Raw genomic sequence first — 26189 nt, forward strand, 5'->3', positions numbered from 1 at the left:
AAATCTGCAACATGTAAAAGTTATATGAGCGGGGCGTACTTTTCCTCAATAATATCAAAATGCCAGCGCTGATGACCCGGTATTATAAAACCGATTGCATGCACGGAATATTTGCCTTTAAATCCGTTACCGGATTGGGCAAGCATTTCGGGAGTAAACGATTGATATAAATGTAAAAAAGATTTGCGCAGGGCAATTAATTCATCAACTAATGAAGAAAGGCTGCGGTGTTGTGCCTGTGCGGCTTTAGCATACATATCTTCATCATAAGATTTAACATCGGCATCACCTCTGGAAAAGGCAGTAGCACGGTAGCTGAAAATACGTTCGGTGTCAATCATATGTTGTAAAATATCCTTAATGGTCCACTTACCGGGCGCATATACTTTGTCGCCAATTTGCTCCCATTGGCTCAGTGGTGCATTTTCAAGTTCATGTATACTTTTATGAATAGCAGTTATTACATCAACATCATCATTTTTGTTGATATACCTGTCGAAATACACAGGCATGGGTGTTAATTCTGAACGTTTCATATTTTATTTTGTTAATTTGTTTAATTGTTCGTTGTTTAAATAAAACCGCACTTTATCTTTAGATAAACCACCGATTCGGTGGTAAAATTTAATTGCGCGTGAATTAAATGTTGGAGTATGCCATTGCATCATAATACTATCCTGTTTAAGGCTATGTTTTGCAATTTCTACTATGAGGGCCTCTCCAATGCCATTTCCGCGAATTGCATCTTTTAAATATAAACAATCCATCATGGTGTAATAAGCGGCATCCCATGTTGAGTATTCAAAAGTATATGTTGCATATCCGGTAATTCCTTCATCGGTTTCAACAATTAAGCAATAACACACCGGATTTTCTGAAAAAATGGCAGCAGCTAATTTTTCCGCTTTGCCTTCAGCATTATAATCGGCGCGCTCATATGCTGCATGTGCTGCACATAATAAAATAATATCGTGTATATCAGCAGGAATGGCTTTTCGGATTTTGTAGTTTATCATACATCTTCATTTAATTGTGCGGACAAATAATTTTTTATGGCATCCGGATTTTGCGGGTTTTTCAGTACGTATTCAACCCATGCATTACGTTCAAACCATAAAACGGCCATTTCCCAAACGCAGGTATAAATACCGTTGTGACTAAAGTAACGAAATTCGTTTGGCCCGGCATTATTTTTTAAATAAACATATTGTTGTAACATATTTTCATCTATCCACCAATTCAAAATGGCGAAACAACCTTCTTTACCTTCATGTAAAATGAGGGTTGCCACTTTATAGGTATCTAAATCATAAATAGCATTTTTTTTGAGCCAGAGTGGTAACTCAATTTTTGCTAAAGCAAGTAAACTGTAGTCAATTATTTCATTTTTTATTGAAATACTATATATTTTGAGGGTCCATCCTTCGCAGGCATACAATTCGATAAATCGAACGGGTCGTTTTTGATAGGTATGTTTTATTTCCGGTATCATTTATTGTGGTATTGCGGATAAAAATTGTGTTTCATATTGATTAACAACACTTAGCATATTTTCATCCTGTTTATATTTTTCTTTTAACAAAACATATATTTCTTTTCCTTGTGGAACTGCAAGTGTATTAATTAATAATACATTACTAAAAATATCGTTCACATCATTTTCTTCTAACGATTTCAGGAATTTTGCAAGCACAATAGGATAGGCTTGATCTGCAGCATTTAAAGCAACTAATGTATAAGCAGCAGCCAAACGATAATCCCAAACCGGTGTAGCGAGGGTCCACCGTGCACCGGCAGCCGAATCGCTTAAAGCCGCCAGTGCAATGGGGATACCTCTGCTGTCACCTAATTCGCGTAAACCATTTAAGGTGCTGATTAAACTTTGGTTTTTCCACGAAGGTTTGTCTTTTAATTGAACCAATATATCAAATGCATCTGCACTTTTTGTTTTACCCATTGCGTTTGCAGCAGCATTAATAACCCTGTCGCTAACATCGGATAAATATTTTTCATACAAAGGGCAATAAATAGAATCTTTTGTATTACCTAACATGCTGATTGCAGCAGCACGAATCCATGATGTATCATTTTTTATTACCTTGGTCAACAATGAAATTGTTTCTTCGTTATAAGGAGTTGGCAACATGAATTTTAATTGTGTTAATACATTATATCTCAATCGCCAGTATGAGGTATCTGTTATTACATAGTGAAATGCTGTAAAAATTTCCTGTTTGGTTGATTCCGGTGTGTCTGTTGCCTGTAAGATATTGGATAATTCTGTCAAAGCCCATTGACGGCCTAATACATCTTTATCATATTTAAATTGATAAATTAATTCGGCAGTAGATTTTTGGTGTGTGAATTCTTTAATCCATGTACTTTGATAATCAATGTTTACTAGTTGAGGTTCATTGGTCAGCATAAAAATAAAGCTGTTTATTTTTTGGGGAAGAAGATTTATTGTATAAATGCTATCATTAATTTCGATTTCCATTTTTCCCTGAAAATAATTTACCTGTGGGTAAGCAGAAGTTGTATCAGGTTGTTGTGTCTGTGTTAAATTCAATGTTAATCGTTTAGTTTCGTTGTTGTAGTGTTGGGATATTTCAAATACAGGATGGCCGATGCCGTAAATCCATTGATCAAAAAACCATGTTAAATCAATTTGTGTTGCAGTTAAAAAAGCAATGCGCAAATTTTCAGTAGTTACCTGTTTACCGGCATACGTTTTTACATAATATTGAATACCTTTTTGCCAGTTATTTTCTCCAATTTGTTTGCGCAACATGTGCAAAACGAGTGCACCTCTGGTATAGGCATAATTATCGGTTACAAACTGATGTTCATCATCGTAATTTGCTGTTACTATTGGATGTTTATAATTACTATACCAATCGCCTAAATACACATTTTGGTTGTATAAATGATTCCATAATAACATTTCATCAGTTCCATTTATATACTCATTAAACAGTGCGTCAAAATAATGTGCGAAACCGCGGCTTAGCCAGATGTCATTCCATGAGGCAGGCGACAATAAAGTTCCAAACCATTGTTGTGCAAGTGCTTCGGCTTCCAGACCGTCCCAGAGGTAAAAAAAATCGGCATGTGTGCCATAATCATCAACCATATTTTCGGTTTGGATGCTGGTGCCGGCAGATGCCATTCCCCAAACTAAATCCTGCACAAAAACCTGATTGTAATTTTTGAATGGAAAAGGATGTGCGGTATATTCAGCATAAAAATCAAACATATCCGGTAATCGGGCAATGCTTGCTTTAGTTGCTGCAATTTCATCGGGATAAGCATAATTATGCACTTCAACTGAATTAATTTTAGTCCCGATGTCGTGATACTTTCCAATTACAATAGCTGTTTGATAATTCGGATAAGATGTATCCATTATCCATTGATAAGTATTTGTGCCATCGTGATTATTTATCGTTTTTTGTAAACGTCCATTTGCAATACCCACCATTGACGTATCAACGGTTAGAAAAATTTCGGTAGTCCGTAAATCTTCAGGATCATCATATCCCGGAAACCAATATCGGTTTGAATGATATTCAGCCATTGACCAAACCTGATAACGTTTGCGAGGTTCTGTTGTAGTTGGTTTAAAAAAACGTAATCCTTTTCCATTGCTGCCACCAAGGTTAATTGGGTCTGACAAATTAATATAATTGGTGCTGTAATTTATTGTAATACTAATTTCATCTGAAGGCGAATAAAACTTATCTAAATTTATTTGTAGTGCATTATTTGCATCTGATCCATCATATACATAAGTTAAGGCTTTCCCGTTTTGTAGGGTGATGTTATTTATGGATAGGTTTGCGGCATCAAGGAAAATTTTATCGGTTTTGGTGAAGGGATGTAATTTAATCGTTGCCGTGCCAAATGCTTTTTGATTAGTAAAGTCAAACTGTAATTGTAATTTGATATGGCTGATGTCAATTGCCGGAATGCGATTTGGATGCAATGCCGGAAGGGCAGGAGCTGTTTGCGCATTTAGCGAAAGGGACAAATACAGCAACAGAAATACAGCAGAAAATAATTTTGTCATGGCTTGCAAACGGTTTGTTTATGCAAAGCAACAACGATTTGGGATTAGTCGGGGGACAAATACCGGACATTTTCGGCCAAATCACTTTTGAGGAGACGGGCAACCTGTTTTTCACTTTCCAGACCAATTTGGGTGGCTATTTGTTTACGGGAGAGGTCTGGATTTTGAATAAGCGTTTTTAATTTTTCGATGCGGATATTGGTAATAAAATCGTTCACAGTTATGCCTGTTTCTAACTTAAACGTGCGCGTAAAATTCCGGTCACTCATACAGGCAATTTGGGCAAGTTCGTGGTTGTTGTGTTTGATATGAATATGTTCAATAATATAATCCTGCACTTTGTGAATGCCTTCGTGAATATGGTTTCGGAATTGTAGAAATACATTTTCCTGTAAGCTGACACCATCGCGGCGATAATAAATTACCAGTTCTCTGGCAACTTTATGTGCAAAATAACCATTAGTAAGTTTTTCTACAATATGCAACATCAGGTCGATACCGGATGCTATGCCTGCGCTGGTGTAGATATTATTTTCTTCAAGAAATAAAATATTTTCTTTAACTGTGGCTTTGGGTGCCAGTTTTTGCAGTTGAGCCGTTATTTTAAAATGGGTAGTGCAGGAAATGTCATTTAATAACCCGGCATGTGCCAAAACCAAAGCACCTGCACAAATACTTACCAGATTAATGTTTTCCGAATGGCATTTCCGCAGCCAGTCGAACAGTGGTTGCTGACATTTAAATTCGTGTGATAATAAATATTTTACTCTTGCGCCCGGAACAATTAAAAAATCGCCTGCTTTTAATTTAACTTTTGAAAAGTGTTTTTGTTGTTTGAAATCCAAGCCGGCTGAGCTAGACACGGCATCGCCTAAACCACAGTATTCCAGTATGAAATCTGCCCCAAAATCAATTGCTTCATGAATGGTTTGATCGGGCCCTGCCAAGTCGAGCAGATGCACCTGAGGTAAAATTAGAAATACAAATTTGGTTGGCATGGCCGATAATAATATTGAACAAATGTAACATTTGTAATCATTTTACCAAAAGTGCGCTCAAATAAAACGGACTTTCACACAAGGTAAAAGTCCGTTTAACATATTAAGTTAAATTTAAATTACACAGCTTTAATTTTTTGATGCCATAAATAATACGACCAGAATAAAAATCCGATTGGTAATAGCATAAAAAATACACCACCGCTTACGCCTTCGGTTGCTATAATGGAGACAACTGCTCCAATTAAATCGAAGAATAAACCGGCATAAGCCCATTCTTTAATACGACGATTGATAGGTAGTAAGACTGCAATTACACCAAGTATTTTTGCAATGCCAATAAAGCGAATAAAATAATCAGGGTAGCCCATTTGATTGCCAATCATTTCAACTGCCTGTGGATCTAATATTACATCGGGATAAGCAGAAAATATCATGAAACCGCCGAATAATCCGGTTACAATCCAGTAAATAAGGTTTTTGTTTTTCATTTGTTTTTATTTAAGTATGCTATTCAAAAATAATTAATTTTTAGTATTACAATTTACCATCCAGTTAATGCCAAATCTGTCGGTAAAGCTGCCAAAATAAGCGCCCCAAAACATGTCCTGTAATTCCATGGAAACTTTTCCACCTGCGCTCAGGGCATTAAAAATTCGTTCGGTTTCTGCTCTGCTATCGAGGTCGAGATTGATGTGTACATTATTTCCTTTTACCACAGTAAAACCCATTGACTCCGGTGCATCGGTTCCCATTAATACATGTCCGCCTACAATTTCCAATTCAATATGCAGAATTAAATTTTTGTCTTCATCGGATAAAGCCGGAGCATTTGGATCGGGCGGTAAATTGCCAAATCGCTGAATGCCCATTCCGGAAAATTCGCCACCGAATACGGATTGATAAAATAAAAATGCTGTTTCTGTGTAATTGGGGAAGTTGAGATAAGTGCTTACTCTTGCCATTGTTTTAGTTTTATTTTGTTGACGTAATTTAATTTGTGCATTTACATAGGCTTCTAATTTATTTAAAGTTTGTTTACCACCTTCAATTGCATTCACTTTTTCGATAAGCATATCGAGAAATTCTGCTGATTTAAATACAGAACGCATGGTGAGTAATGTATCATTATCATCTTCTTCAAATGTGATATAAACGGTAAAATGATTATCATCACTTCCATCGCCGTGCCGGTAAACTAACAATGCCGGTTTTTCAACTTGCAGGTATTCAATTTTATTGTTGTAATCCATTCCAAACCCATGCATGGTAAATTCCCAAATGGCATTTGGTTTTACCTCCATACTTTTATGTTTCAGTGTATAACCTTCAGGTCCCCACCAGTTATAAATATGTTCAGGTTGTGTCCATACATCCCATACTAAATTGCGCGGTGCTTTAAGCCAACGTTTATGAATAATCTGATTATCGATTCGTTCAAACGAATTATTTTTTTCTGCCATGATGATGTTTTTTATGTTCTTGAATTTTTTCGAGATAAGCATCCAGCGCATCAAATTTTTGTTCCCAGTACTGTTTGTATTGGTGTAGCCAGGTGGATACTTCCTCCAATTTGTCGAGTTTCGCTTCGCAATATCTTTCGCGTCCTTGCTGTTTGATGAGGACTAATCCACATTCCGATAAAATTTTAACATGGAGGGAAACGGCCTGACGGGTGACATCAAATTGTTGCGCGATTTCGTTGATATTCAAGGGTTTATGGGCAACTAATTGAATGATTTCCCGCCTCGTGGGGTCGGCAATGGCATGAAATACATCTCTTCTGTTAGCTATCATATGCAAGCATTTACTTGCAAATGTATATGCAAGCATTCACTTGCGCAAATTTTTAACAGAATTTTTTTTGGGGGATATAAAAATTCGCTTTTTAAGAGAAACGAATAGCTTTGATAGGCCTTATTTTGGAAACAATAAGAGAAGGAATAATTAGAAATAAAATAGACACTAAAAATGTTCCGATATTAATCATCAGTACCCACCAGATATTAATTTGCACAGGAGCAACTGAAACATAATAAGATGCTTCCGGTAATTTTATGAGTCCGAATTGTTGTTGGAGGATACTCAATCCCAACCCAATGATATTTCCCCATAACATTCCTCTGAGAATAATATTGGAAGCATTGAGTAAAAATATTTTGCGAATTGAATTATTTGTTGAACCCAGTGCTTTTAAAATACCAATCATATTTGTCCGCTCCAGAATGAGAATGAGCAGTGAGGTTACCATATTAATTAAAGCAACGAGGATCATGAGTGTTAAAATAATCCATTCGTTTACTTTTTGCAGATTAAGCCAATCGAATACACTGGGAATAATTTGCTGAATGGTTTGTACATCCCAAAACGGGTCGGCTTTTTTATCTACAATTTTTTCAACGGCATCAATTTTTTCGGGGTCGTCGATAAATACTTCGTAACCACCGATTTGTTCGGGTGTCCAGTTGTTTAAGCGTTGAATATGGCGAATATCCACCAGTACAAACAATTTGTCGAATTCTTCAAGTCCGGTATTATATATCCCGCTGATACGCAGTTTGCGATACATTTGTTCGTAATCGCCATTTTCTTTCTGGTCGATGATATGCAGTAAAATACTATCACCAACATCAAAACCTAAACGGTCGGCAGTAGTTTTTGATATCATAGCATCGCGACTAATTTCGTCGCTGCGGAGGTTCATGGAGTCACCACTTACAATAAATTTTCCGAGTTGATTCCAGTCGAAATCTTTTCCGATACCTTTCATGATGATACCTTCGATATCGATTTTTGTTTTTATAATCGCAGCCTTGCGTGCATACACCTGTATGGAAGTAACACCATCAATGGCAGTAACATCATCAACAAAATCCTGTTTGCGATAAATGGGTTCATCGTCGAATGAGTTGCGTAAACTTTGTTTGGAGATATTGATATGTCCCCAAAAGCCATAAACTTTATCGGAAATAGTTGCTCTAAAGCCATTAACCAACGAAGTAGAAATGAGCATAACCGACAGGCTCAAAGCAATGGCAACGCGGGCGATTGCAATAATTAACCGCGAAAATGTACGTTGTTTATTGTGAATTATCCTTTTGGTGACAAAAAATTCGAACCACATCCCTTATATCTTTATAACTTTGGCCTTAGTTTTGACTGAAACATGCGTATGATAATAATAGCAATGGCTTTTACCTTCTTTACTGCTTCAATTGCATGTAAAAATAATGATTCTGCAATTGATACGGCGACAATGATGCCAACAAATGTATCCGTTGCGGGAGAGGTAGATTATGCCACCGATATTATCACCGGGGCAGAAAACACTGAAATGTATTTACCACTTTTAAAAGGAAAATATGTTGCCTGTGTGGTAAATCAAACTTCAACAATTGGCGATAAACATCTGGTGGATTCGCTATTATCATTAGGTATTAATATCGCGACCATTTTTGCGCCGGAACATGGATTTCGCGGAACGGAAGATGCAGGTGCTACTATTTTAAATTCAAAAGATACCCAAACCGGTTTACCTGTTTTATCGTTATACGGCAATAAAAAGAAACCTACGGCGCAGGATTTGGCGGATGTAGACATCGTAGTATTCGACATTCAGGATGTTGGTGCGCGGTTTTATACCTATATCAGTTCATTACATTATGTAATGGAAGCCTGTGCAGAATTAAATAAACCATTATTGATTTTAGACCGACCAAATCCCAACGGATTTTATGTTGATGGTCCGGTTTTACAAAAGGCATATACTTCATTTGTAGGTATGCATCCCATTCCTGTTGTTCATGGTATGACGATTGGCGAATATGCGCAAATGATCAACGGAGAAAAATGGTTGGCGAATGGCGTTCAATGTCAGCTCACCGTAATTCCGTGTAAAAATTACGATCATAAAAAAATGTATGCAGTGCCGATTGGTCCTTCACCGAATTTAAAAAATATGGAGGCCATTTATTTATATCCGACTTTATGTTTTTTTGAAGGCACTAATGTGAGTGTGGGTAGAGGAACAGCAAAACCATTTTTATACATTGGCTCACCACATATAAAAGATACCGGATTTAGTTTTATTCCTAAAGCGGGCCCTGCAAATAAATCGCCTTTTTTATTAAATACAACCTGTTATGGATTTGATTTATCCGGTTTACCATTAACTGATTTGCGAAAAGGTGATATTCAGTTGGAAACTATTTTAGATATGTATGCCCGCTTTGATGATAAAAATAAATTTTTTCTGGAAAATAATTTTTTTAATAAACTTGCGGGTAGTGAAGAGTTGATGATACAAATTAAAGCGGATTTATCTGCCGATGAAATCCGATTGAGCTGGCAGGATGATATCACAGCATTTAAAAGCATCAGAAAAAAATATTTACTTTATCCGGATTTCGAATAATGGAAAAAAAGTTACGCATAATATACATGGGCACCCCGGATTTTGCAGTCGGGGGATTGCGTGCGCTGGTGGAAGCAGGTTTTAATATTGTTGCAGTTATTACTGCTCCTGATAAACCTTCCGGTCGCGGATTGCAATTACAACAGTCGCCGGTAAAACAATTTGCACTTGCTCATGATATTCCTGTATTGCAACCTGAAAAATTAAAAAATGCTGAATTTCTTGAAACATTGCGCAGTTATCAGGCCGACCTTCAGGTGGTAGTGGCATTCAGGATGTTACCGGAAGTGGTTTGGAATATGCCTCCTTTGGGGACATTAAATTTACATGCTTCATTATTACCGGATTATCGCGGAGCTGCACCAATTAATCACGCAATTATTCAGGGAGAAAAAGTTACCGGTGTAACGACATTTTTTTTAAAACATGAAATAGATACAGGAGATATTATTTTTTCGGAAAAAGTTGAAATTCAGCCCGAAGATAATGCCGGTTCATTGCATGATAAATTAATGGAAACGGGTGCACAATTAATTGTAAAAACGGTTGCGGCAATTCAATCAGGCACTGTTGTAACTACGCCACAATCGGGCACTTCAGAAAAAACTGCACCGAAAATATTTAAAGAAAATTGTTTGATCAATTGGAATCAATCCACCGAACAAATTCACAATTTTATTCGCGGACTTTCACCTTATCCGGGTGCATATACGATGTTAAGGGGCAAGATGTTAAAGATTTTTGAAAGTGAAAAAATAATTACCCAACACCATCACGCAACAGGTGAATTTATTACCGATAATAAATCCTCAATTCAATTTACTACCAGTGATGGATTTATTAATGTTTTATCGCTTCAGGCGGAAGGGAAAAAAAGGATGACGGCTGAGGAGTTTTTGCGGGGTTGGCGGGGGTGATAATGTGCTGATTAACAGCCGGAGCGGAGCAAGATTGTAATTTGGAGGTTTGATTCGAGTTTTTAGTTAATTAAACAGCAGTATGATGTACCAATGTGCGAATGTACCGATGTACCAATGGAACAGCCGATTTTGAGTAGGCTTTACATTCGGAGCTCACGTGAGGGTTAATGTGCTGATTGAACAGCCGGATTAGAGCGAGATTGTTATTCGGAGAATTGATTCGGGTTTATAGTTAATTAAACAGCGGGAGGATGTGCTAATGTACCGATGTACCAATGGAACAGCCGATTTTGAGCGAGGTGTTCATTCGGAGCTTATGTGAGGGTTAACCTATGAGTCATTAATTTGCTAATTGAACAGCCGGATGATGTACCAATGGAACAGCCGATTTTGAGTGGGCTTTACATTCGGAGCTCACGTGAGGGCAAACCCATATGTTATATGCTAATTTGCTAATTGAAACAGCCGAAACCACAAAGCCCACTGAGAAACAGCCCACAGAGGAAGCACAGAGGGATGTTTCGAATAAATTAAATAACAATATTTTTTTAAAAGATAGAGCAATTAAATTGAATTTGCGACAACTTTCTCTGTGAACTTTGTGTGTATTTTCTCTGTGTTTTCTCTGTGGTTTCGGCTGTTAGAAATAATGTGAATTTTTGAAAAAATGTAAAATAGTTAAACATAAATTACATTATACTCCACATCACTCAGTACTCATTACACATCACTCATTACTCATCTGATGCAGCATAATCCGGGTGATCTCATTTCGCCATTAAGAAAATTAACGGAATAAAAAGCCGTTTGCTCCAAGCTTCTTCGGAGTGATTTTCGCCTTCGAATTTTTTTGTCTGCCAGTTTGTAGTAGTGTAATTTTTTGCTTGCATGATGGTATCTACTTTTAACTGATATGGTTCATACAGTTGATCTAAAGTTGCAGTACCGTAATCGAAATAAATTTTATGATCAGCAGGTGAGGGGAGATGTTGTTGGAGGTATTTTAGAAATGCATCCGGAATAATATCTTTTTCTGCGTGTATACTTCCCGGCCAATGGGTAGAGATACAGGCTGCACCACCAAATATTTCGGGATATTCGCAGATGGCATACATGGATATTAATCCGCCCATACTTGAACCTGCAATAAATGTATTGGCCTTATCGGTGTAGGTGGAATAGGTTTTATCAATAAATGGTTTTAATTCGCTTACAATAAATTGTAAATAGGCATCACTGCGCGGTTGACCTTGTAATTCATTTTTAATTAACGTATCTCTTACGGATGCAGGTAAATCTGCGAGTGGTTTTTGAGGGAAATAATCTGCGTGCCTGTAAATGCCATTATTCCATATGCCAACAACAATACAATCCATTATTTTTCCTTCCGCAATTAAATTGGAAACAGTTTCATCTACATGCCATTCCTGTTTGTTCCATGTAGCTGCCGAATCAAATAACATTTGTCCGTCGTGCATATATAAAACGGCATATTTTTTTGATGACGAATAATCTGCAGGCAGCCATACATCCACATTTCGTGTTTCAATTACTGCAGATTTAAAATCGGCATAACGTTCTATTTTACCCGAGGCAACATTGGGTAATTGCGCATTGGTTTCTGCTATTTGCAACATAAAAATACCTGTCAGTAAAATCAGTAATTTATTCATGTAACATAACCGGAATTGAAGTGATTTGATTATTACAATTAATTACCACAAAATAACATCCCGCTTCAACATTATCAACCGCAATATTAGTAACTGCAGAAACATTTGCCATAATTGAATTGACAGGTGATATATTTTGTCCGAGCATATTTACAACAGAAATTTCCGCTGTAACTGATTCAGTATTATTTAAATTAATTTGAATATTTCCATTCGCATAATTTGCAGTAGCATGTTGTAATGGATTAACATTTTCAACACTAATTGGTAATTCGCCAACAATAAATTCGTGTTCGTAATAAACCCCATCCAGTTCGCATGACCAGGTCCACACACCTTCCGGTGCATCGGCAGGTATATTATAGAACCAGTACCAGAAAGAAGCAACATAATAATCGGCGGGCTGATTAAAATTCCAATCGTACCAAATGCTGCCATCTGCTTTTGTTATGCGTAAATGACATAAATCGGAGGCAGATAAATCTTTAGCATATAAAGCAAAATAACATTCTTCGCCCGGCATAAAATTATTTTGTTCGTTAGTGATTACTAATTCGGGACAAGTTGTAAATTCAGGAGGAGCGGTATGTGTTTGTAATCTGTTTATTTCAGGAGCAATATATTCCGGTTGATCGGCCCACCAGGTTTCTAAATTCCAGTCGTTGCAGGTGCCGATATATGGGTCAATTAAATTATCATCAGCATCATAAACTTCAAAATGTAAATGCGGACCGGTAGAATTTCCGGATGAACCAACTGTTCCCAAATACTCACCGGTTTCAACCATGTCACCCAATCCTTTATCGGTAACTGAACCGTTTTTCATATGTCCACCACGTTAAAGAACCATCATCATGTCGCAAATAAATTGCATTCCATGAACCGGGATTAAAGGCACAGTTTTTATCGAAATTGCCATCATATTTTCCAACAATCATACCTGATGCTGCGGCAACAATTTTAACAGCACCTGCTTCCATCAAATTCCAGTCGAAAGGCCATAAAAAATAATCGATACCCTGGTGATTATAACCGGCATCTGTATCATAAGTACGTGTGCCGCAATTCCAGTCCTGAAGCACATTTGGGTAAGATGCATTATGATCTACATAATTTGATATTGCATAAAAATTGTATCCTGTAAATCCATCATTAAAAGCCATTGGAAATTCAAAAGCAGTTGCTGCTGTTTTATTATAGGATAAAGGCATTTTACCCTCAGCTTTCAATTGAGCCTCATTAATATTGATTTGCTCAAAAATTTGGGCACGCTGAAGTGGAGTGATGTCATCATGCGGTATCCCGATAAATTCCCCTCCACCATCAGGAGCCTGGGCCAAAACGGGTGCAATTAAAATACTAAGCAAAAGACAGGTAAACAGTTGTTTCATAGATATAATTTTACCTAAAGTTATGTAAATATTTTTAGTCGAGTCAAAATTCGAGTTGTTAATTTTTTGCCGCGGCGGATTGATGTTACAATGTGGTAATTAATCAGGTAAATAATATGATGAATTTTTTAATGAACTTATTTAATTCAACATTAAAAATATACCATTAAACCAGCTCTGTAAGAGCGAAAGAAAGTAAGAGAAAAGCACAACCTCACCACAGCCGATTAAGGGTAGAATAGTAATTTTTAGTTGATAGAAGAGATGCAGAAAATCCTAGCCCGGATTGTAACGAAAACCCCTTTGTCCGCCTCGGAAAAGGGGTTGTAGTGAAAAGCCGGAACGGATTTTGATGGTGTGAAAAATGGTGCTGCTCCAAAAAAAAATCGGACTTTTTATTGGTCCGATTTAATGAGATATTTAGATGGAATTATAAAACGGCTATGGATTTATCCAATGCAATTTTTAATCCTTCGGTTTTTTTACCACCTGCAGTTGCGAAAAATTTCTGACCACCGCCGCCACCTTCTATTTCTTTTCCTAATTCGCGAATTAATTTTGAGGCATCGAGATTTTTAGTTGCTACAAGATCATCGCTGATAATAATTGTAAGTGATGCTTTCGATTGAATTTCGGCACCGAGCACACAAAATAAATTATTTACTTCGTTGCGCAATTCATAGGCTAATTTTTTAATTAAATCGGCGTTAGGTAAATCGACAATTGCACGAATTACATTTACGTCACCAACGGTTTCTTTAAGCGCCAATAAATCGGATTTTATCTGACTTAATTGTTGAATTTGATATTTTTCAATTTCCTTTTTCAGGCTATTATTTTCTTCAACTAAACTGCCGATACTTTTTACCAGATCGGTGCCTTTGGTTAAATCTGCAATTTGCTGAATGGTATTTAATTGTTCATCAATAAATTTGCCGACAGCCTCACCGGTAATTGCTTCAATTCGTCGGATACCCGCAGCCACAGCGCTTTCGCCGACAATTTTGCAATAACCAATTTCGCCGGTAGCTCCAACGTGCGTGCCACCACAAAATTCTTTACTGTAATTTTCATCTGCAATTACTACACGAACTGATTCACCGTATTTTTCACCGAACAACATCATAGCACCTAATTGTTGTGCTTCAGCAATCGGCATTATTTTAGTTACAACAGGAATATTTTCGCGAATTTTTTTATTTACCAGATTTTCGATTTGTTGTAATTCGTTATCGGTAATTTTTGCAAAGTGTGAAAAATCGAAACGCAATCTGTCGGGCCCAACATAACTTCCTTTTTGCTGAACATGTGTGCCTAAAATTTGTCGCAACGCAGCGTGTAATAAATGTGTTGCCGTGTGATTATACGTAATATCCGTTCTGCGTTTTGCATCTACCCGTGCATAAACAGTTTTTGCATTTTGCTCCGGTAATTGATCAGTAAAATGAATAATTAAATCATTTTCTTTTTTAGTATCAAGCACGCGAATTACATCAGCATTTATCGATAAAAATCCGGTATCACCTGTTTGTCCGCCACTTTCTGCATAAAAAGGTGTTTTATCTAATACAACCTGATATTGTGTTTCATTTTTTAATTTCACACTGCGCATTTTCACAATAGTGGCATCACATTCCAAATCGGTATACCCGATAAATTCCACTTTTTGTGTGTCCTGTAACACAATCCAGTCGCCGGTTTCCATGCTTGTAGCGTTGCGACTGCGGTCTTTTTGTTTTTGCATTTCTGCTTCAAAACCCGGTTCATCGGTATCAAGATTATTTTCTTTTGCGATGAGTGTGGTTAAATCGAAAGGGAAACCAAAAGTATCATACAATTCAAATGCGGCATGCGCAGGAATAATTTGCTGTTGATTTGATTTTAAATCTTTGATAATATCATTTAATCGTTTAATTCCACTTTCCAGTGTGCGCAAAAATGCAGTTTCTTCTTCAAAAATTACTTTAGCAACTAATTCACGTTGAGCATGTAATTCGTTGAACACATTTTGAAACTGATCGGCAAGTACAGCAACCAGTTCATGAAAAAATGGTTTTTTTAATCCGAGGAAAGAAAAACCATAACGAATTGCGCGACGTAAAATTCTACGCACTACATAACCGGCTTTATTATTTGATGGTAATTGACCGTCGGCAATACAAAAACTCACTGCACGGATATGGTCACAAATTACGCGCATGGCAATATCTGTTTGTTCATTTTTGCCATACGTTAATCCACTGATGGATTCCACTTTTTTAATTAGTGGTGTAAACACATCAGTATCATAATTAGATGATTTATTTTGCATGGCACGAACCAGGCGTTCGAAGCCCATACCGGTATCGATATGTTTTGCAGGCAATTCCACCAGCGATTTATCTGCTTTTCTGTTGAATTGCATAAAAACGTGGTTCCAGATTTCAATTACCTGCGGGTCGCTCATATTTACGAGGCTTGCACCATCAACAGCAGCACGTTCAGCATCCGAACGCATATCGTAATGAATTTCAGAGCATGGTCCGCATGGGCCGGTATCACCCATTTCCCAGAAATTATCTTTTTTATTTCCTTTCAGGATATGGGTTTCATCGATTAATGATTTCCATACATCATAAGCTTCCTGATCGAACGCAAGATTTTCTTTTTCATCACCTTCAAAAACGGTAACGTATAAACGCGTTTTATCTAATTTATAAACTTCGGTAAGTAATTCCCAGCCCCAATGAATACTTTCATTTTTAAAATAGTCGCCAAAACTCCAGTTCCCCAACATTTCGAACATGGTATGATGATAGGTATCCACGCCAACTTCTTCGAGGTCATTATGTTTTCCGGAAACGCGCAAACATTTTTGTGTATCTGCTATACGCGGATATTGAATGGGTTTATTGCCGAGGAACAAATCTTTAAACTGATTCATACCGGCATTGGTGAACATGAGTGTTGGGTCGTTTTTAACTACAATAGGTGCAGAATCAACGATCTTGTGTTGTTTTTGCTCAAAAAATTTTAAAAAGTGCTCACGGATTTCCTGCGCTGTCATAATTAATAATTTCCCTTCGTTTTAAAGTTTGTAATTTTTTATCTATTTTCGTGTCCCTTCAAAAGCACACAGCCTTTCAATAAACGTGCAAAATTACAGAATCACAGCCGCATGGCGAAGAAGGTAAAATATTTTTATAATCCGGCAAACCTCAGGTTTGAAAAGCATGTTACACCGCGCTGGGTGTGGACTTTGCGTATACTTGGCTGGATTTGCACGGCGGGCGTTTTTGCATCTATTATTGTGTGGGTTGCCTATACTTATTTCGATTCACCAAAAGAGGCTTATTTGAAGAACCAGATTTCCGGAATGGAGCTGGAGCTTGAGTTTATGAATAATAAGCTGGATACGGTGAGTGTGATTTTGGGTGAATTGGCTGAGCGGGATGACAATATTTACAGGGTAATTTTTGAAGCTGAGCCGGTATCCCGCAGCGAGCGGATTGCGGGGATTGGCGGTAGCGACAGGTTTAAGCGGATGAATAATCTGGATAATGCGGAATTGCTGAAAAACACTGCCATGAAGCTGGAACTCATTCGCCGTCAGATGGTTGTGCAATCGAAATCGTTTGATGAGATTACATCTTTGGTGAGTGATAAAGAGAAATTACTGGCACATACGCCTTCGATACAACCGGTGAGCAATAAGGACCTGGAGCGCATTGCATCGGGTTTTGGATGGCGGATTCACCCGATTTATAAGTTTGCGAAATTTCATGAAGGACTGGATTTTACTGCGCCTAAAGGGACAGATGTGTTTGCAACGGCCGATGGGACTGTGGTTCAGGCTGATAATAACTCGAGCGGTTATGGCAATGTGATTGTGATTGACCATGGTTACGGCTATAAAACACGTTATGCCCACCTTAGTGCGTTTAAAGTGAAGGCAGGGCAGAAGATAAAACGTGGTGAACTGATTGGTTTGGTAGGCAACAGCGGCCTTTCCACGGCTCCGCATTTACACTACGAGGTGGAAAAAAACAACGAAAAAATTGACCCGATTAACTTCTTCTATACCGACCTCTCTGCCGAAGAATATGCCCGCATGATAGAATTGGCCAATAAGGCAAACCAGTCGTACGATTAATTCTCGCTTTTACCTCCACTTGTATTGTATGATATAAAATTGATATATTTGTAATTCAATACATTATGCACACACACTTACTTTTGCCTCCGCATGCCTTATAAAGAAAAGGAAATAGAAAAAATATATTGGTCGATTGGTGAAGTTTCGGAAATGCTGGATCTCAGTTTTGCACAAATTCGTTTATGGGAAAAAGAATTTGATGTTTTTAATCTGAAAAAAAATAAAAAAGGGGACCGTTATTTTACAAAAAAGGATATTGAAAATTTACGGTTAATTAAATATCTGCTTAAGGAAAAAAAGTATACCATAAAAGGTGCGCGCGAAAAACTCAAGTCGGGCGGAAATAAAGCGGATAATCAGTATCAGGCGGTTGAAGCGCTTAAAAAAATCAGACAATTTTTAGTGGAGTTGAAGGAGCAGTTGTAGTTTGCATGTCCGCTCTTAATTTTTTCCACATTTATCCATCCCTGCATTTTTCCAATTTAATTTATTTTATTATTTTTAATGTGTAAAATATTTTTTAACACATAAACTCAATTACAATGGAAACACTTGACAACAACATGGAAAGCGGCGAAGGTCTCGTAATTAATGGCGATATCCGCGCTTACTTAATGGAAACCGCAAAATGGGGGCGATTTTTGGCTATCGTCGGATTTGTGGGGATGGTACTGATGATTATATTCATGATTTTTGGCCTTCAATTTTTTAATAGTTTAGTCCCTCAGCCGGAAGGTCAGGCTGCCATGCAAGGCGCCATGTCGGGGATGTATATTGGAATTGGTATACTTTCTCTTATTTATGTTATCCCACTGCTGTTTTTATACAGAGGTTCTGTTGGTTTTATCCGCGCCTTGAATAATAATACACAGGATGATTTAACAACAGGATTTCAAAACTACAAGTCGCTGTTTAAATTCATGGGTATCTTTACGATTATTATTCTCGCGATATATGGTATTGTAATTATTGGCACTTTGCTGATGGGTGGTTTGATGAGTTGATGTATGATTAATTTTTTCTGCAAAATAATATTGACAACTGCAGTAATTATTTTGGATTTAATTCCAAATACTGCAATTGCTCAATATCAGGTTGACATTATTAACAATACTCCAACAAATGAATTTCTTTATGGCGTGATAGGCGACAATGAGGCAATTACTATCTCTTTAAATTTTGAATCATTTGCTGGCGAAAATTCAGAGACCTATTCCGTTAGCGGATATTATTATTATAAAAGTAATCATGTATTAATTCCCTTAATTGGAATTTTCAATGATGATTTAACCTTATATGTTTTGGAGGATAGTGCTAAGGCTGACAGTTTAATACATTTCAAGTATAACTTGCATTATTTTGAAAAGATTGAAGCTTTACAAAAATTAACTGGATATAAGGAAAAATTTATTTTTTCTAGTGATTCTGTAACAGGCTGCTATTGGACTGATGGTAAAAAATCGTTGCCTGTTACAATGTCAAGAACAAATTTTAATGTTTTTAAAAGATCTGAAATGCTGAGTATTCAGGATTCCGGCAAAAATTATAGGATTGATTTAACAAAACTTCACCCAACAGATCACGGATTTAGCATCGTTAGTTTTTACGCTGACAGTTCCGATTTTCGTGTTCTTTTAGCCTTCAGTTATGCAGCAAATGAATTTGAAAATAACAATTGCAATGTTTTTGAGGAATATGGGTATTACACAATTGATTTTTATTTCGACAGGTTTGATATGAGTCCTACGCGTTATTTACTTAAAAGTTGTATTGAGCATACTGAGATAGAATCCCAATCAATTAGTGAAGATGGGCAACTTATTTACAAAATAAACATCGATTCCAATTTTCAGCGGGTAATTTCGGTAGACAGGCGATTGTGCCGTGCCGGTATTGGCAATTAGAGCTAATTCTAAAACTAAGGGTTGTTGGATAGACTATATTATTTATTTTTGTTTGTAAAATTTACATTAAACCCAAAATGACCGAAATTTTCCCCTTTCAACGCAATTTGCGTGATTATTTTAAAAACCAGACCAAAACCTGGGAGTGGTTTGCACAAAAAACTAATAAGGCCGGTCAGCATGAAACCTTCAAAACCGAATTATTAAAAAATGCTTATCGTATTGACAGCGTTTCGGAACCGGAGTTATATGCTGCCTTGGATAAGGCCAAAAGTATTTTAGGTATTCAGATTCCGGTGACTATTTATCAATCACAGAGTGATAATAGTAATAATGCCGGAATTGCCTATTTGGATACTGAAGCACATATTATTTTTTCAGGTACACTACTTAAAATTTTAGACCAGGAAGAATTACTTGCACTTTTGAGTCATGAATTAACGCATGTGTTATTGTATCAAATTGACCATGGCGATTATGAAATTACCAATCGTATAATTGATTCAATTGCCCGGGATGTAAATAGTGAGGCTTTTTATCTTGAAACCGCAAGATTAAATCAATTGTATACGGAGTTGTTTTGTGATCGTGGAGCTTTGTTGGTTTGCAGTAATTATGAAGTAGTTATCTCAACATTGGTAAAAGTACATACGGGCTTGCAAAAAGTTTCTGCTGAAAGTTATCTCCAACAAACTGAAGAAATATTAAGTAAAGAGGAAGCCGGTTCATTAGGTAGCACGCATCCTGAAATTTACTACCGCACAAAAGCAATAAAACTTTATGCGGATGGCGTTCAAAATTGTGGTGAACAAATCGAAAAATTAATTGCAGGTAAATATGAACTACAGAAATTACATTTGTTTTCAAAGCCTGTAATTTATGATTTCACCAAACATCTTGTTGATGCGTTACTGAAGTTGAACTGGACTAAGTCGGAACATACAAATACCTTGTACCGACAATATTTTTTAGAATATAATCCCGACCCCAATGTTTTGTTAGATGAAAAAAGTAAGGCAATGATCCAAAATTGCGGTGATAGTATGAAAAATTATTTCTGTTATGTGATGCTTGATTTTGCGATGTGTGATACAGAAATTACGCTTCCTTTTACAGGACATATTTTTGATGTAGCTGAACAATTGGACTTGTCCAAAACCATGGAAAAAATCCTGAAAAAGGAATTTTCACTTACTGAACGCGCATTTAAAGATAAATTAAAAAGTGCCACAACTGCTTTGAATGAAATTTTAGCTGCTGACCATGAAAATGCTTATTAATTATGTCGAATTCTGTTACTAACTCCGCATTTTATCAATTTATAACGAAAAATTTCACGCAGGGCGATTTCACCAACGATGATGTAGTAGCCATTTTCCTGCCTTTATTTCGGACAGTTGCTGCCATTCATCATAATGATTTGGTTGCGGGTTTGGATGATATCAATAATATTTTGGTTGAGGATGAAAAATTAAATATTCATGCTCAAGGTAAATCGATAAAATATAACCTTGCTGCTATTGAGTTGCTGACACCTCAAAAAAGTAAAACTTTTGAAATAAGTGAAATTTATAAACAAACTACTGAAGTAGGGGATGAAGTTATTTGGGACATTAATCCATCAGCAATTTTATTTGATGATAAGGCAGCGATTACCTTTCCTGTGTATTTGGGTAATTATAAATCGTATGAAATTAACCTCGGCCATCATGATCCACTAACAGATATTTTTTGTTTGGGGATGTTAATGGCTTCCGTTGCTTTACATTTTGATTTTACGATTGAAGATGATTTGAAAGAGTTTGTCGCTAACCGCAAAAGTATGGTATTTATTAACGAGAAAATTCATCCTGCAATTGCGAATATTATTTTGGGGATGACCGAACTCGACAGGAAAAAACGATGGAAGGATGTGAGTGAAATTCTGGAAAAACTTAAAAATTATCGCGATTATAACCCCGAAACAGAATATGACTTAAGTGAAATTGCAACTGAAAAAAAATATAGCCGCAACCAGTTTATTCAGGAACGTTTGCGCAACCGACTTTTCGATAACAGCCGCCGCAACCGATTATTATACTTTAAACCCAATATCAAATTTCTCAACTTAACGGTTTCTTCTGTTCCGCATGTACTCAATTACAGCAATATTGACCCTGATACTTTATTTTTTTGGAATGAAGCATTATCTAAAAAAATAATGCAGCAGTCGTCCATATCATTAAATAAATATTTGCGGATAGAAGATAATCCTTACATACCTTCAGGTTTAGATAAAATTCGTCTGGAATGTAACAAGGATATTAACGAATACGGATTTAGTCAGCTCAAGCTGGTATTGTGTAATCTGAACTGGTATAATACCAAAGAAAGCGCATATGAAAAAATTGTTTCGCCATTATTATTGGCATCTGTAAACCTGACTAAAAAGAAAGGATTAAAAGACCAGTTTTTATTGAACTTTACCGATAGCGAAATAGAAATAAATCCCGTTTTGGCAAACGTGTTGCGCGATTTATACGATATCCGTTTACCGGAAACTATTCAATTGTCATCTACCTCGGTTCAGGATATTTATACTTTATTAAAACAACAAATTTCTGATAATAACTCCGGTATTGAGTTAAACCTAATTGATAAACCCAGAATAAAATTAATTCATGCGCAGGCTAAAATGACCTACGCTCAATATTTAAGAAGAAACAAAAAGCTGGAGCAGCGTAGAAGTTTAAGGAGTTTAAGTTATTCCTACAGTTCTGAAAATTTTCAGCCCTATGGGTTAGAAATGTTCAAAAATTATATTAAACCCGGTGCTTCATCGCTGGAATATTTGATAAATCCGGATATTAAACCAAATACATTTCATTTTCAGGAACCCGAAACTATAACACGGGAATTATACACACTTGATGAGGGTGAAGTAAATCCGTTTCAATGGGAATTTGATTGCTGTAATATGATATTGGGCAATTTTAATTATAAAAAAATGTCGCTGGTGCGCGACTATAATGAAATAATTGATACCCGTCTCGAAAATGCTGTGTTTAAAAGCCTGTTTAATAATTTACCACAAAAACAATTTAAGTCGAATGACCTTGCAGTAAATACGTTTACAACCACATATAATGTTGTAGCAAGTGACCCAACTCAGAATAAAGCAGTTCAATGTGCTGATAATGGTGAAAGTTATATCATCCAGGGCCCACCGGGAACGGGTAAATCACAAACTATTGCCAATTTGGTAGCCAATTTTGTGGCGAGAGGAAAAAAAGTGTTATTTGTTTGTGAAAAAAGAGCTGCGTTAGACGTGGTTTTTCACCGACTTAAAAATCAGGGGTTGGATGAATTATGTTGTTTAATTCATGATTCGCAGGCAGATAAAAAGGAATTTATCTTAAACCTGAAAAAAACATTTAATCAGGCTACTGCTGCCGGCAATAATTTAACATCAGTTGAAAAAACAAGAAATGAACTGGTTGAGCTGATTGAAAAGGAAATCGGTAATATTAATTCTTTTCATCAGTTTATGAAACAAGCACTTCCCGGTGAAGCAATAACTATTCGCGATATATACGATTTGCTGATTTATAATTCCTATAAAAGTAATCCGGCAACACTTGATAAACTCGATGATAAAAGTGGTTACCATGACTGGCAAGTGTTTGCATCGCTTTTTGAAAAATGGTGGAAACTGAATTTAGCAACCAATAACCAAGGGTATTTTAATCTACATCCATTTCGATATTTGAAATTAACCACTTTCGAAAATTTCCAGACCATACAGTCCGCTGTAGAACATATGCAGCAGACTGAAATGAAAATGGAAACGATGGTTGAAAAGCTGGAATTTCTTTCACTTCCATCCTCGATTCAAACTTTTCAGCAAATTAATGATTTTTTAAAACGGGGAGCATTAATATATCCGTTTTTTGAGCAGCATGTTGAAGAATTACTTGTAGATAACAGCAGCATGTATCAAGCGCTTGAAAAGGATGTTCATGATATTAAATTAAGAGCTGATCAACTACAGGAATTAAGCAGTGTTTATCCGCATTGGACAAATCGTTTATCGCTCACCGATGCGCGTAATGCTTATGAAATTATTGCTAAAAATGAAAACAAGTTTTTTAAATTTTTAAATGGCAATTACCGCCGTATTAAAAAACAGGTAACCGGTGTTTATAATGTTACTTCTCATACAATTAAACCGAAATTAAGCGCAGTATTGGAGAATTTAATCTGCCAATATGAAACCATTCAAAAAAATGAGCAGCTTAATAAAGATGCAGAGTTAAAATATAAATCAGGAGACCTGTTAACTTTAAAAAATCGTCTGCCGGTTATTAAGTCTAATCTGGATACCCTCATTTTCCCATATATGCAGAAATTGAGTGCCGATGATAAAAAGCAGATTGTTGCACTTGCAAATGAGAGTAAAGAAATTGAAACAGCACTCAATTTGTTTTTATCCGACTTTAAAGATTCGACACCTGCGGCAATCGAGCAAAATATTGAAGCTATTGTTAAACAACAACAGTCGTTTACACCATACAGCGTGCTGTTTAGTGATTTAAAAGCAGTTAATCCTTCCATTATTCAATTGTTGCGCAGCGAATCCCTGCAACCAACAGATTTACAAGCGGTGCTTGCAGAAAAATCATTACAATTATATTTTGCCAAAAACTTTAACCATAAAAAGTTTAATATGGAAATGGTGTTTGCGGCAATTATGAAAATTAAAAAATGGTATAAAGATTTACTGCACATCAATGCGAAATTTATTATCAGTAAACAAAATAATTTAATTAAACAACTGGTTGTTAAATCGGAAATGTCGGTTGCCGGTATGTCGGAGGCTGAAAAACAAAACAGACGCGCCATCACCGAAGGGAGAAAAATACTGGAGAATGAGTTTAGTAAATCTATTCGTTTTAAATCAATAAGAGAATTAGCCACCGCGGAATCCGGATTATTGATTCGTGAAATTAAACCCGTATGGCTGATGAGTCCGCTCAGTGTTTCAGATACATTACCGCTGGATGAAAATTACTTTGATGTGGTAATTTTTGATGAAGCCAGTCAAATTACCTTAGAGGAAGGTTTACCACCTGTTTATCGCGCAAAACAAACTATTGTTGTTGGTGATGAGATGCAAATGCCACCTAGTAATTTTTTTGGCAGTAATTCAGCAAATATTGATGATTTATGGGAAGAAGAAGAAATGGATGAAACGTTTGAAGCCTTTTCACTGGATGCTGATAGTTTCCTCACCCAAGGAACAAGAAAATTCCCAAGTATTATGCTGGGATGGCATTACCGCAGTAAACATGAAGCATTGATTGGATTTTCTAATGCATCGTTTTATAATAATGAGTTGCTTACCATTCCCGACAAATATTTTCACCAAAATACCGCAGAAGAAATTATTGTAGAGCAAATTGAAAATGCAACGCGCAATACAAAATTCATTTACGAAAAACCTATTTCCTATCATTACATAAAAAATGGTGTTTATGCATCGCGAAGTAATGAAATGGAGGCAGCATATATTGCGCTTCTGGTTAAATCATTATTGTTGGAAAATAAAGGCCTAAGTATTGGCATCGTAGCCTTTTCGATGGAACAACAGGGCACTATAGAGGAAGCGATTGAGGAATTATGTGTTGCAGATAAATCATTTGAAAATTTAATTGAACAGGAATACAAACGGGAGGAGGATAATCAGTTTGTTGGCTTATTTGTAAAAAACCTGGAAAATGTGCAAGGCGATGAACGGGATATCATTATAATGAGCACCTGTTATGGTTATGATGTTAACCATAAAATGCTGATGAATTTTGGACCGATAAATAAAAGAGGAGGGGAGAAACGATTGAACGTAATTTTCTCGCGTGCCAAAAAAAGTATGTGCGTGGTGTCATCAATAAAATATCACGACATTAAAAATGAATATAATGAAGGAGCAAATTATTTCCGCAAGTATTTACAATATGCCGAATTAATGAGCATGGGATTATTGAATGAAGCCGCAACTGTATTAAATACGATAAATAATAAATACGCGAACGAATTAAAAACTGCTATTGGTAATCAAATTAAAACAATATTAGAAGAAGCAGGTTATGAAGTAAATACTAATATCGGTCAAAGTAAATTTAAATGTAACCTCGGTGTTAAAAAGGCCGGAGAAAATGAATACAAATTGGGAATTATCATTGATGATACTACCCATTATGCGAATGATGATATTTTAGAACAATACATGTTAAAACCGGATATCCTCCGTCAGAATGGTTGGCAAATTTGTCAGGTGTTTACTAAGGACTGGGTTGATAACAAGGAACAGGTTATTCAATATCTCCTGGGCAACCTTGATGGCACCGTAAAGGCTTTACCGGAAATGCCGGTTTATGAGCAGTTTATTCCTGAAGCGCCGGAACAACCGGTAGTAAATGCAGCAGCGGTTGGAGAAGAGTTTATCACCTACGTATGTAAAACTGAGTCTGGGAGTAAATTCTGGGAAATTTATATTGATGATTGTAACATCACCATCCAATTCGGCAAAACCGGTACTAAGGGGCAACGACTGGTGAAAACCTTTGCTACAGCGAAGGAAGCCGCTTCAGAGGCCTTGAAATTAACAAATCAAAAAACGGCTAAAGGGTATATTAAACAATAATTTAAC

Annotated in this window: 21 protein-coding genes and 1 pseudogene; 8 read left to right on the forward strand and 14 right to left on the reverse strand. The window is 36.5% G+C overall.

Translation table 11 applies throughout. From position 1 onward, the window contains the following. Positions 1-20: 20 nt before the first annotated feature. The 10 genes and pseudogenes from IPI65_07015 to IPI65_07060 all read right to left on the reverse strand — a co-directional run bounded on the left by IPI65_07015 (position 21) and on the right by IPI65_07060 (position 8191). Entirely contained in the window at positions 21-536 is a 516-nt protein-coding gene (locus IPI65_07015; protein MBK7441273.1) for a DinB family protein, read from the reverse strand. 3 nt (positions 537-539) lie between these two features. Next, positions 540-1016 (reverse strand): GNAT family N-acetyltransferase, encoded by a 477-nt coding sequence (locus IPI65_07020; protein MBK7441274.1) that lies wholly within the window; start codon positions 1014-1016, stop codon positions 540-542. Then, entirely contained in the window at positions 1013-1492 is a 480-nt protein-coding gene (locus IPI65_07025; GenBank protein MBK7441275.1) for a hypothetical protein, read from the reverse strand. Before IPI65_07025 ends, IPI65_07020 begins: the two co-directional genes overlap by 4 nt. Then, the gene (locus IPI65_07030) at positions 1493-4069 is read right to left on the reverse strand and encodes a hypothetical protein (protein MBK7441276.1); all 2577 of its coding nucleotides are present in this window, start codon (positions 4067-4069) and stop codon (positions 1493-1495) included. Positions 4070-4113: 44 nt separating this feature from the next. After that, a complete protein-coding gene (locus IPI65_07035; GenBank protein ID MBK7441277.1) occupies positions 4114-5067 on the reverse strand; it encodes a DJ-1/PfpI family protein in 954 nt (317 codons plus the stop codon). Positions 5068-5186: 119 nt separating this feature from the next. Beyond that, positions 5187-5558: a DoxX family protein gene (locus IPI65_07040; GenBank protein ID MBK7441278.1), complete on the reverse strand. Its 372-nt coding sequence runs from the start codon at positions 5556-5558 to the stop codon at positions 5187-5189. 33 nt (positions 5559-5591) lie between these two features. Continuing rightward, the gene (locus IPI65_07045; GenBank protein ID MBK7441279.1) at positions 5592-6032 is read right to left on the reverse strand and encodes a VOC family protein; all 441 of its coding nucleotides are present in this window, start codon (positions 6030-6032) and stop codon (positions 5592-5594) included. 42 nt (positions 6033-6074) lie between these two features. Beyond that, positions 6075-6530, reverse strand: a pseudogene (locus tag IPI65_07050) (SRPBCC domain-containing protein). Next, complete coding sequence (locus tag IPI65_07055; protein MBK7441280.1) at positions 6514-6900, reverse strand: winged helix-turn-helix transcriptional regulator; 387 nt, start codon at positions 6898-6900, stop codon at positions 6514-6516. Before IPI65_07055 ends, IPI65_07050 begins: the two are co-directional and overlap by 17 nt. 55 nt (positions 6901-6955) lie before the next feature. Beyond that, entirely contained in the window at positions 6956-8191 is a 1236-nt protein-coding gene (locus IPI65_07060) for an ABC transporter permease (protein MBK7441281.1), read from the reverse strand. Positions 8192-8233: 42 nt separating this feature from the next. Here IPI65_07060 and IPI65_07065 point away from each other — a divergent pair, with 42 nt between their 5' ends. Next, entirely contained in the window at positions 8234-9481 is a 1248-nt protein-coding gene (locus IPI65_07065) for a DUF1343 domain-containing protein (protein MBK7441282.1), read from the forward strand. A gap of 26 nt (positions 9482-9507) precedes the next feature. Further along, positions 9508-10398: a methionyl-tRNA formyltransferase gene (locus IPI65_07070; GenBank protein MBK7441283.1), complete on the forward strand. Its 891-nt coding sequence runs from the start codon at positions 9508-9510 to the stop codon at positions 10396-10398. 770 nt (positions 10399-11168) lie between these two features. Here IPI65_07070 and IPI65_07075 read toward each other — a convergent pair. From IPI65_07075 to alaS, 4 genes are all read right to left on the reverse strand, one after another. Beyond that, the gene (locus IPI65_07075; protein ID MBK7441284.1) at positions 11169-12074 is read right to left on the reverse strand and encodes an alpha/beta hydrolase; all 906 of its coding nucleotides are present in this window, start codon (positions 12072-12074) and stop codon (positions 11169-11171) included. After that, positions 12067-12900, reverse strand: coding sequence for a peptidoglycan DD-metalloendopeptidase family protein (locus IPI65_07080; protein ID MBK7441285.1), 834 nt, complete (start codon positions 12898-12900; stop codon positions 12067-12069). Before IPI65_07080 ends, IPI65_07075 begins: the two co-directional genes overlap by 8 nt. Next, complete coding sequence (locus IPI65_07085) at positions 12875-13465, reverse strand: hypothetical protein (protein ID MBK7441286.1); 591 nt, start codon at positions 13463-13465, stop codon at positions 12875-12877. The genes IPI65_07080 and IPI65_07085 overlap by 26 nt, the downstream gene beginning before the upstream one ends. 430 nt (positions 13466-13895) lie before the next feature. Then, on the reverse strand, positions 13896-16511 hold the full coding sequence (alaS, locus tag IPI65_07090; GenBank protein ID MBK7441287.1) for an alanine--tRNA ligase: 2616 nt from the start codon (positions 16509-16511) through the stop codon (positions 13896-13898). 111 nt (positions 16512-16622) lie between these two features. On the opposite strand from alaS, the gene IPI65_07095 reads away from it, so the two are divergent. The 6 genes from IPI65_07095 (at position 16623) to IPI65_07120 (ending at position 26183) form a co-directional block, all read left to right on the forward strand. Continuing rightward, complete coding sequence (locus IPI65_07095) at positions 16623-17597, forward strand: M23 family metallopeptidase (protein ID MBK7441288.1); 975 nt, start codon at positions 16623-16625, stop codon at positions 17595-17597. 93 nt (positions 17598-17690) lie between these two features. Continuing rightward, positions 17691-18026, forward strand: coding sequence for a MerR family transcriptional regulator (locus IPI65_07100; GenBank protein MBK7441289.1), 336 nt, complete (start codon positions 17691-17693; stop codon positions 18024-18026). 116 nt (positions 18027-18142) lie between these two features. Next, on the forward strand, positions 18143-18604 hold the full coding sequence (locus IPI65_07105) for a hypothetical protein (protein MBK7441290.1): 462 nt from the start codon (positions 18143-18145) through the stop codon (positions 18602-18604). 30 nt (positions 18605-18634) lie between these two features. Then, positions 18635-19504: a hypothetical protein gene (locus IPI65_07110; GenBank protein ID MBK7441291.1), complete on the forward strand. Its 870-nt coding sequence runs from the start codon at positions 18635-18637 to the stop codon at positions 19502-19504. Positions 19505-19581: 77 nt separating this feature from the next. Then, positions 19582-20784, forward strand: coding sequence for a M48 family metalloprotease (locus tag IPI65_07115; GenBank protein ID MBK7441292.1), 1203 nt, complete (start codon positions 19582-19584; stop codon positions 20782-20784). Between the two features lie 2 nt (positions 20785-20786). Then, complete coding sequence (locus IPI65_07120; protein ID MBK7441293.1) at positions 20787-26183, forward strand: DUF4011 domain-containing protein; 5397 nt, start codon at positions 20787-20789, stop codon at positions 26181-26183. Positions 26184-26189 lie beyond the last annotated feature (6 nt).

The organism is Bacteroidota bacterium, from assembly GCA_016706255.1.
In the GTDB taxonomy this organism is placed as follows: Bacteria; Bacteroidota; Bacteroidia; order Chitinophagales; family BACL12; genus UBA7236.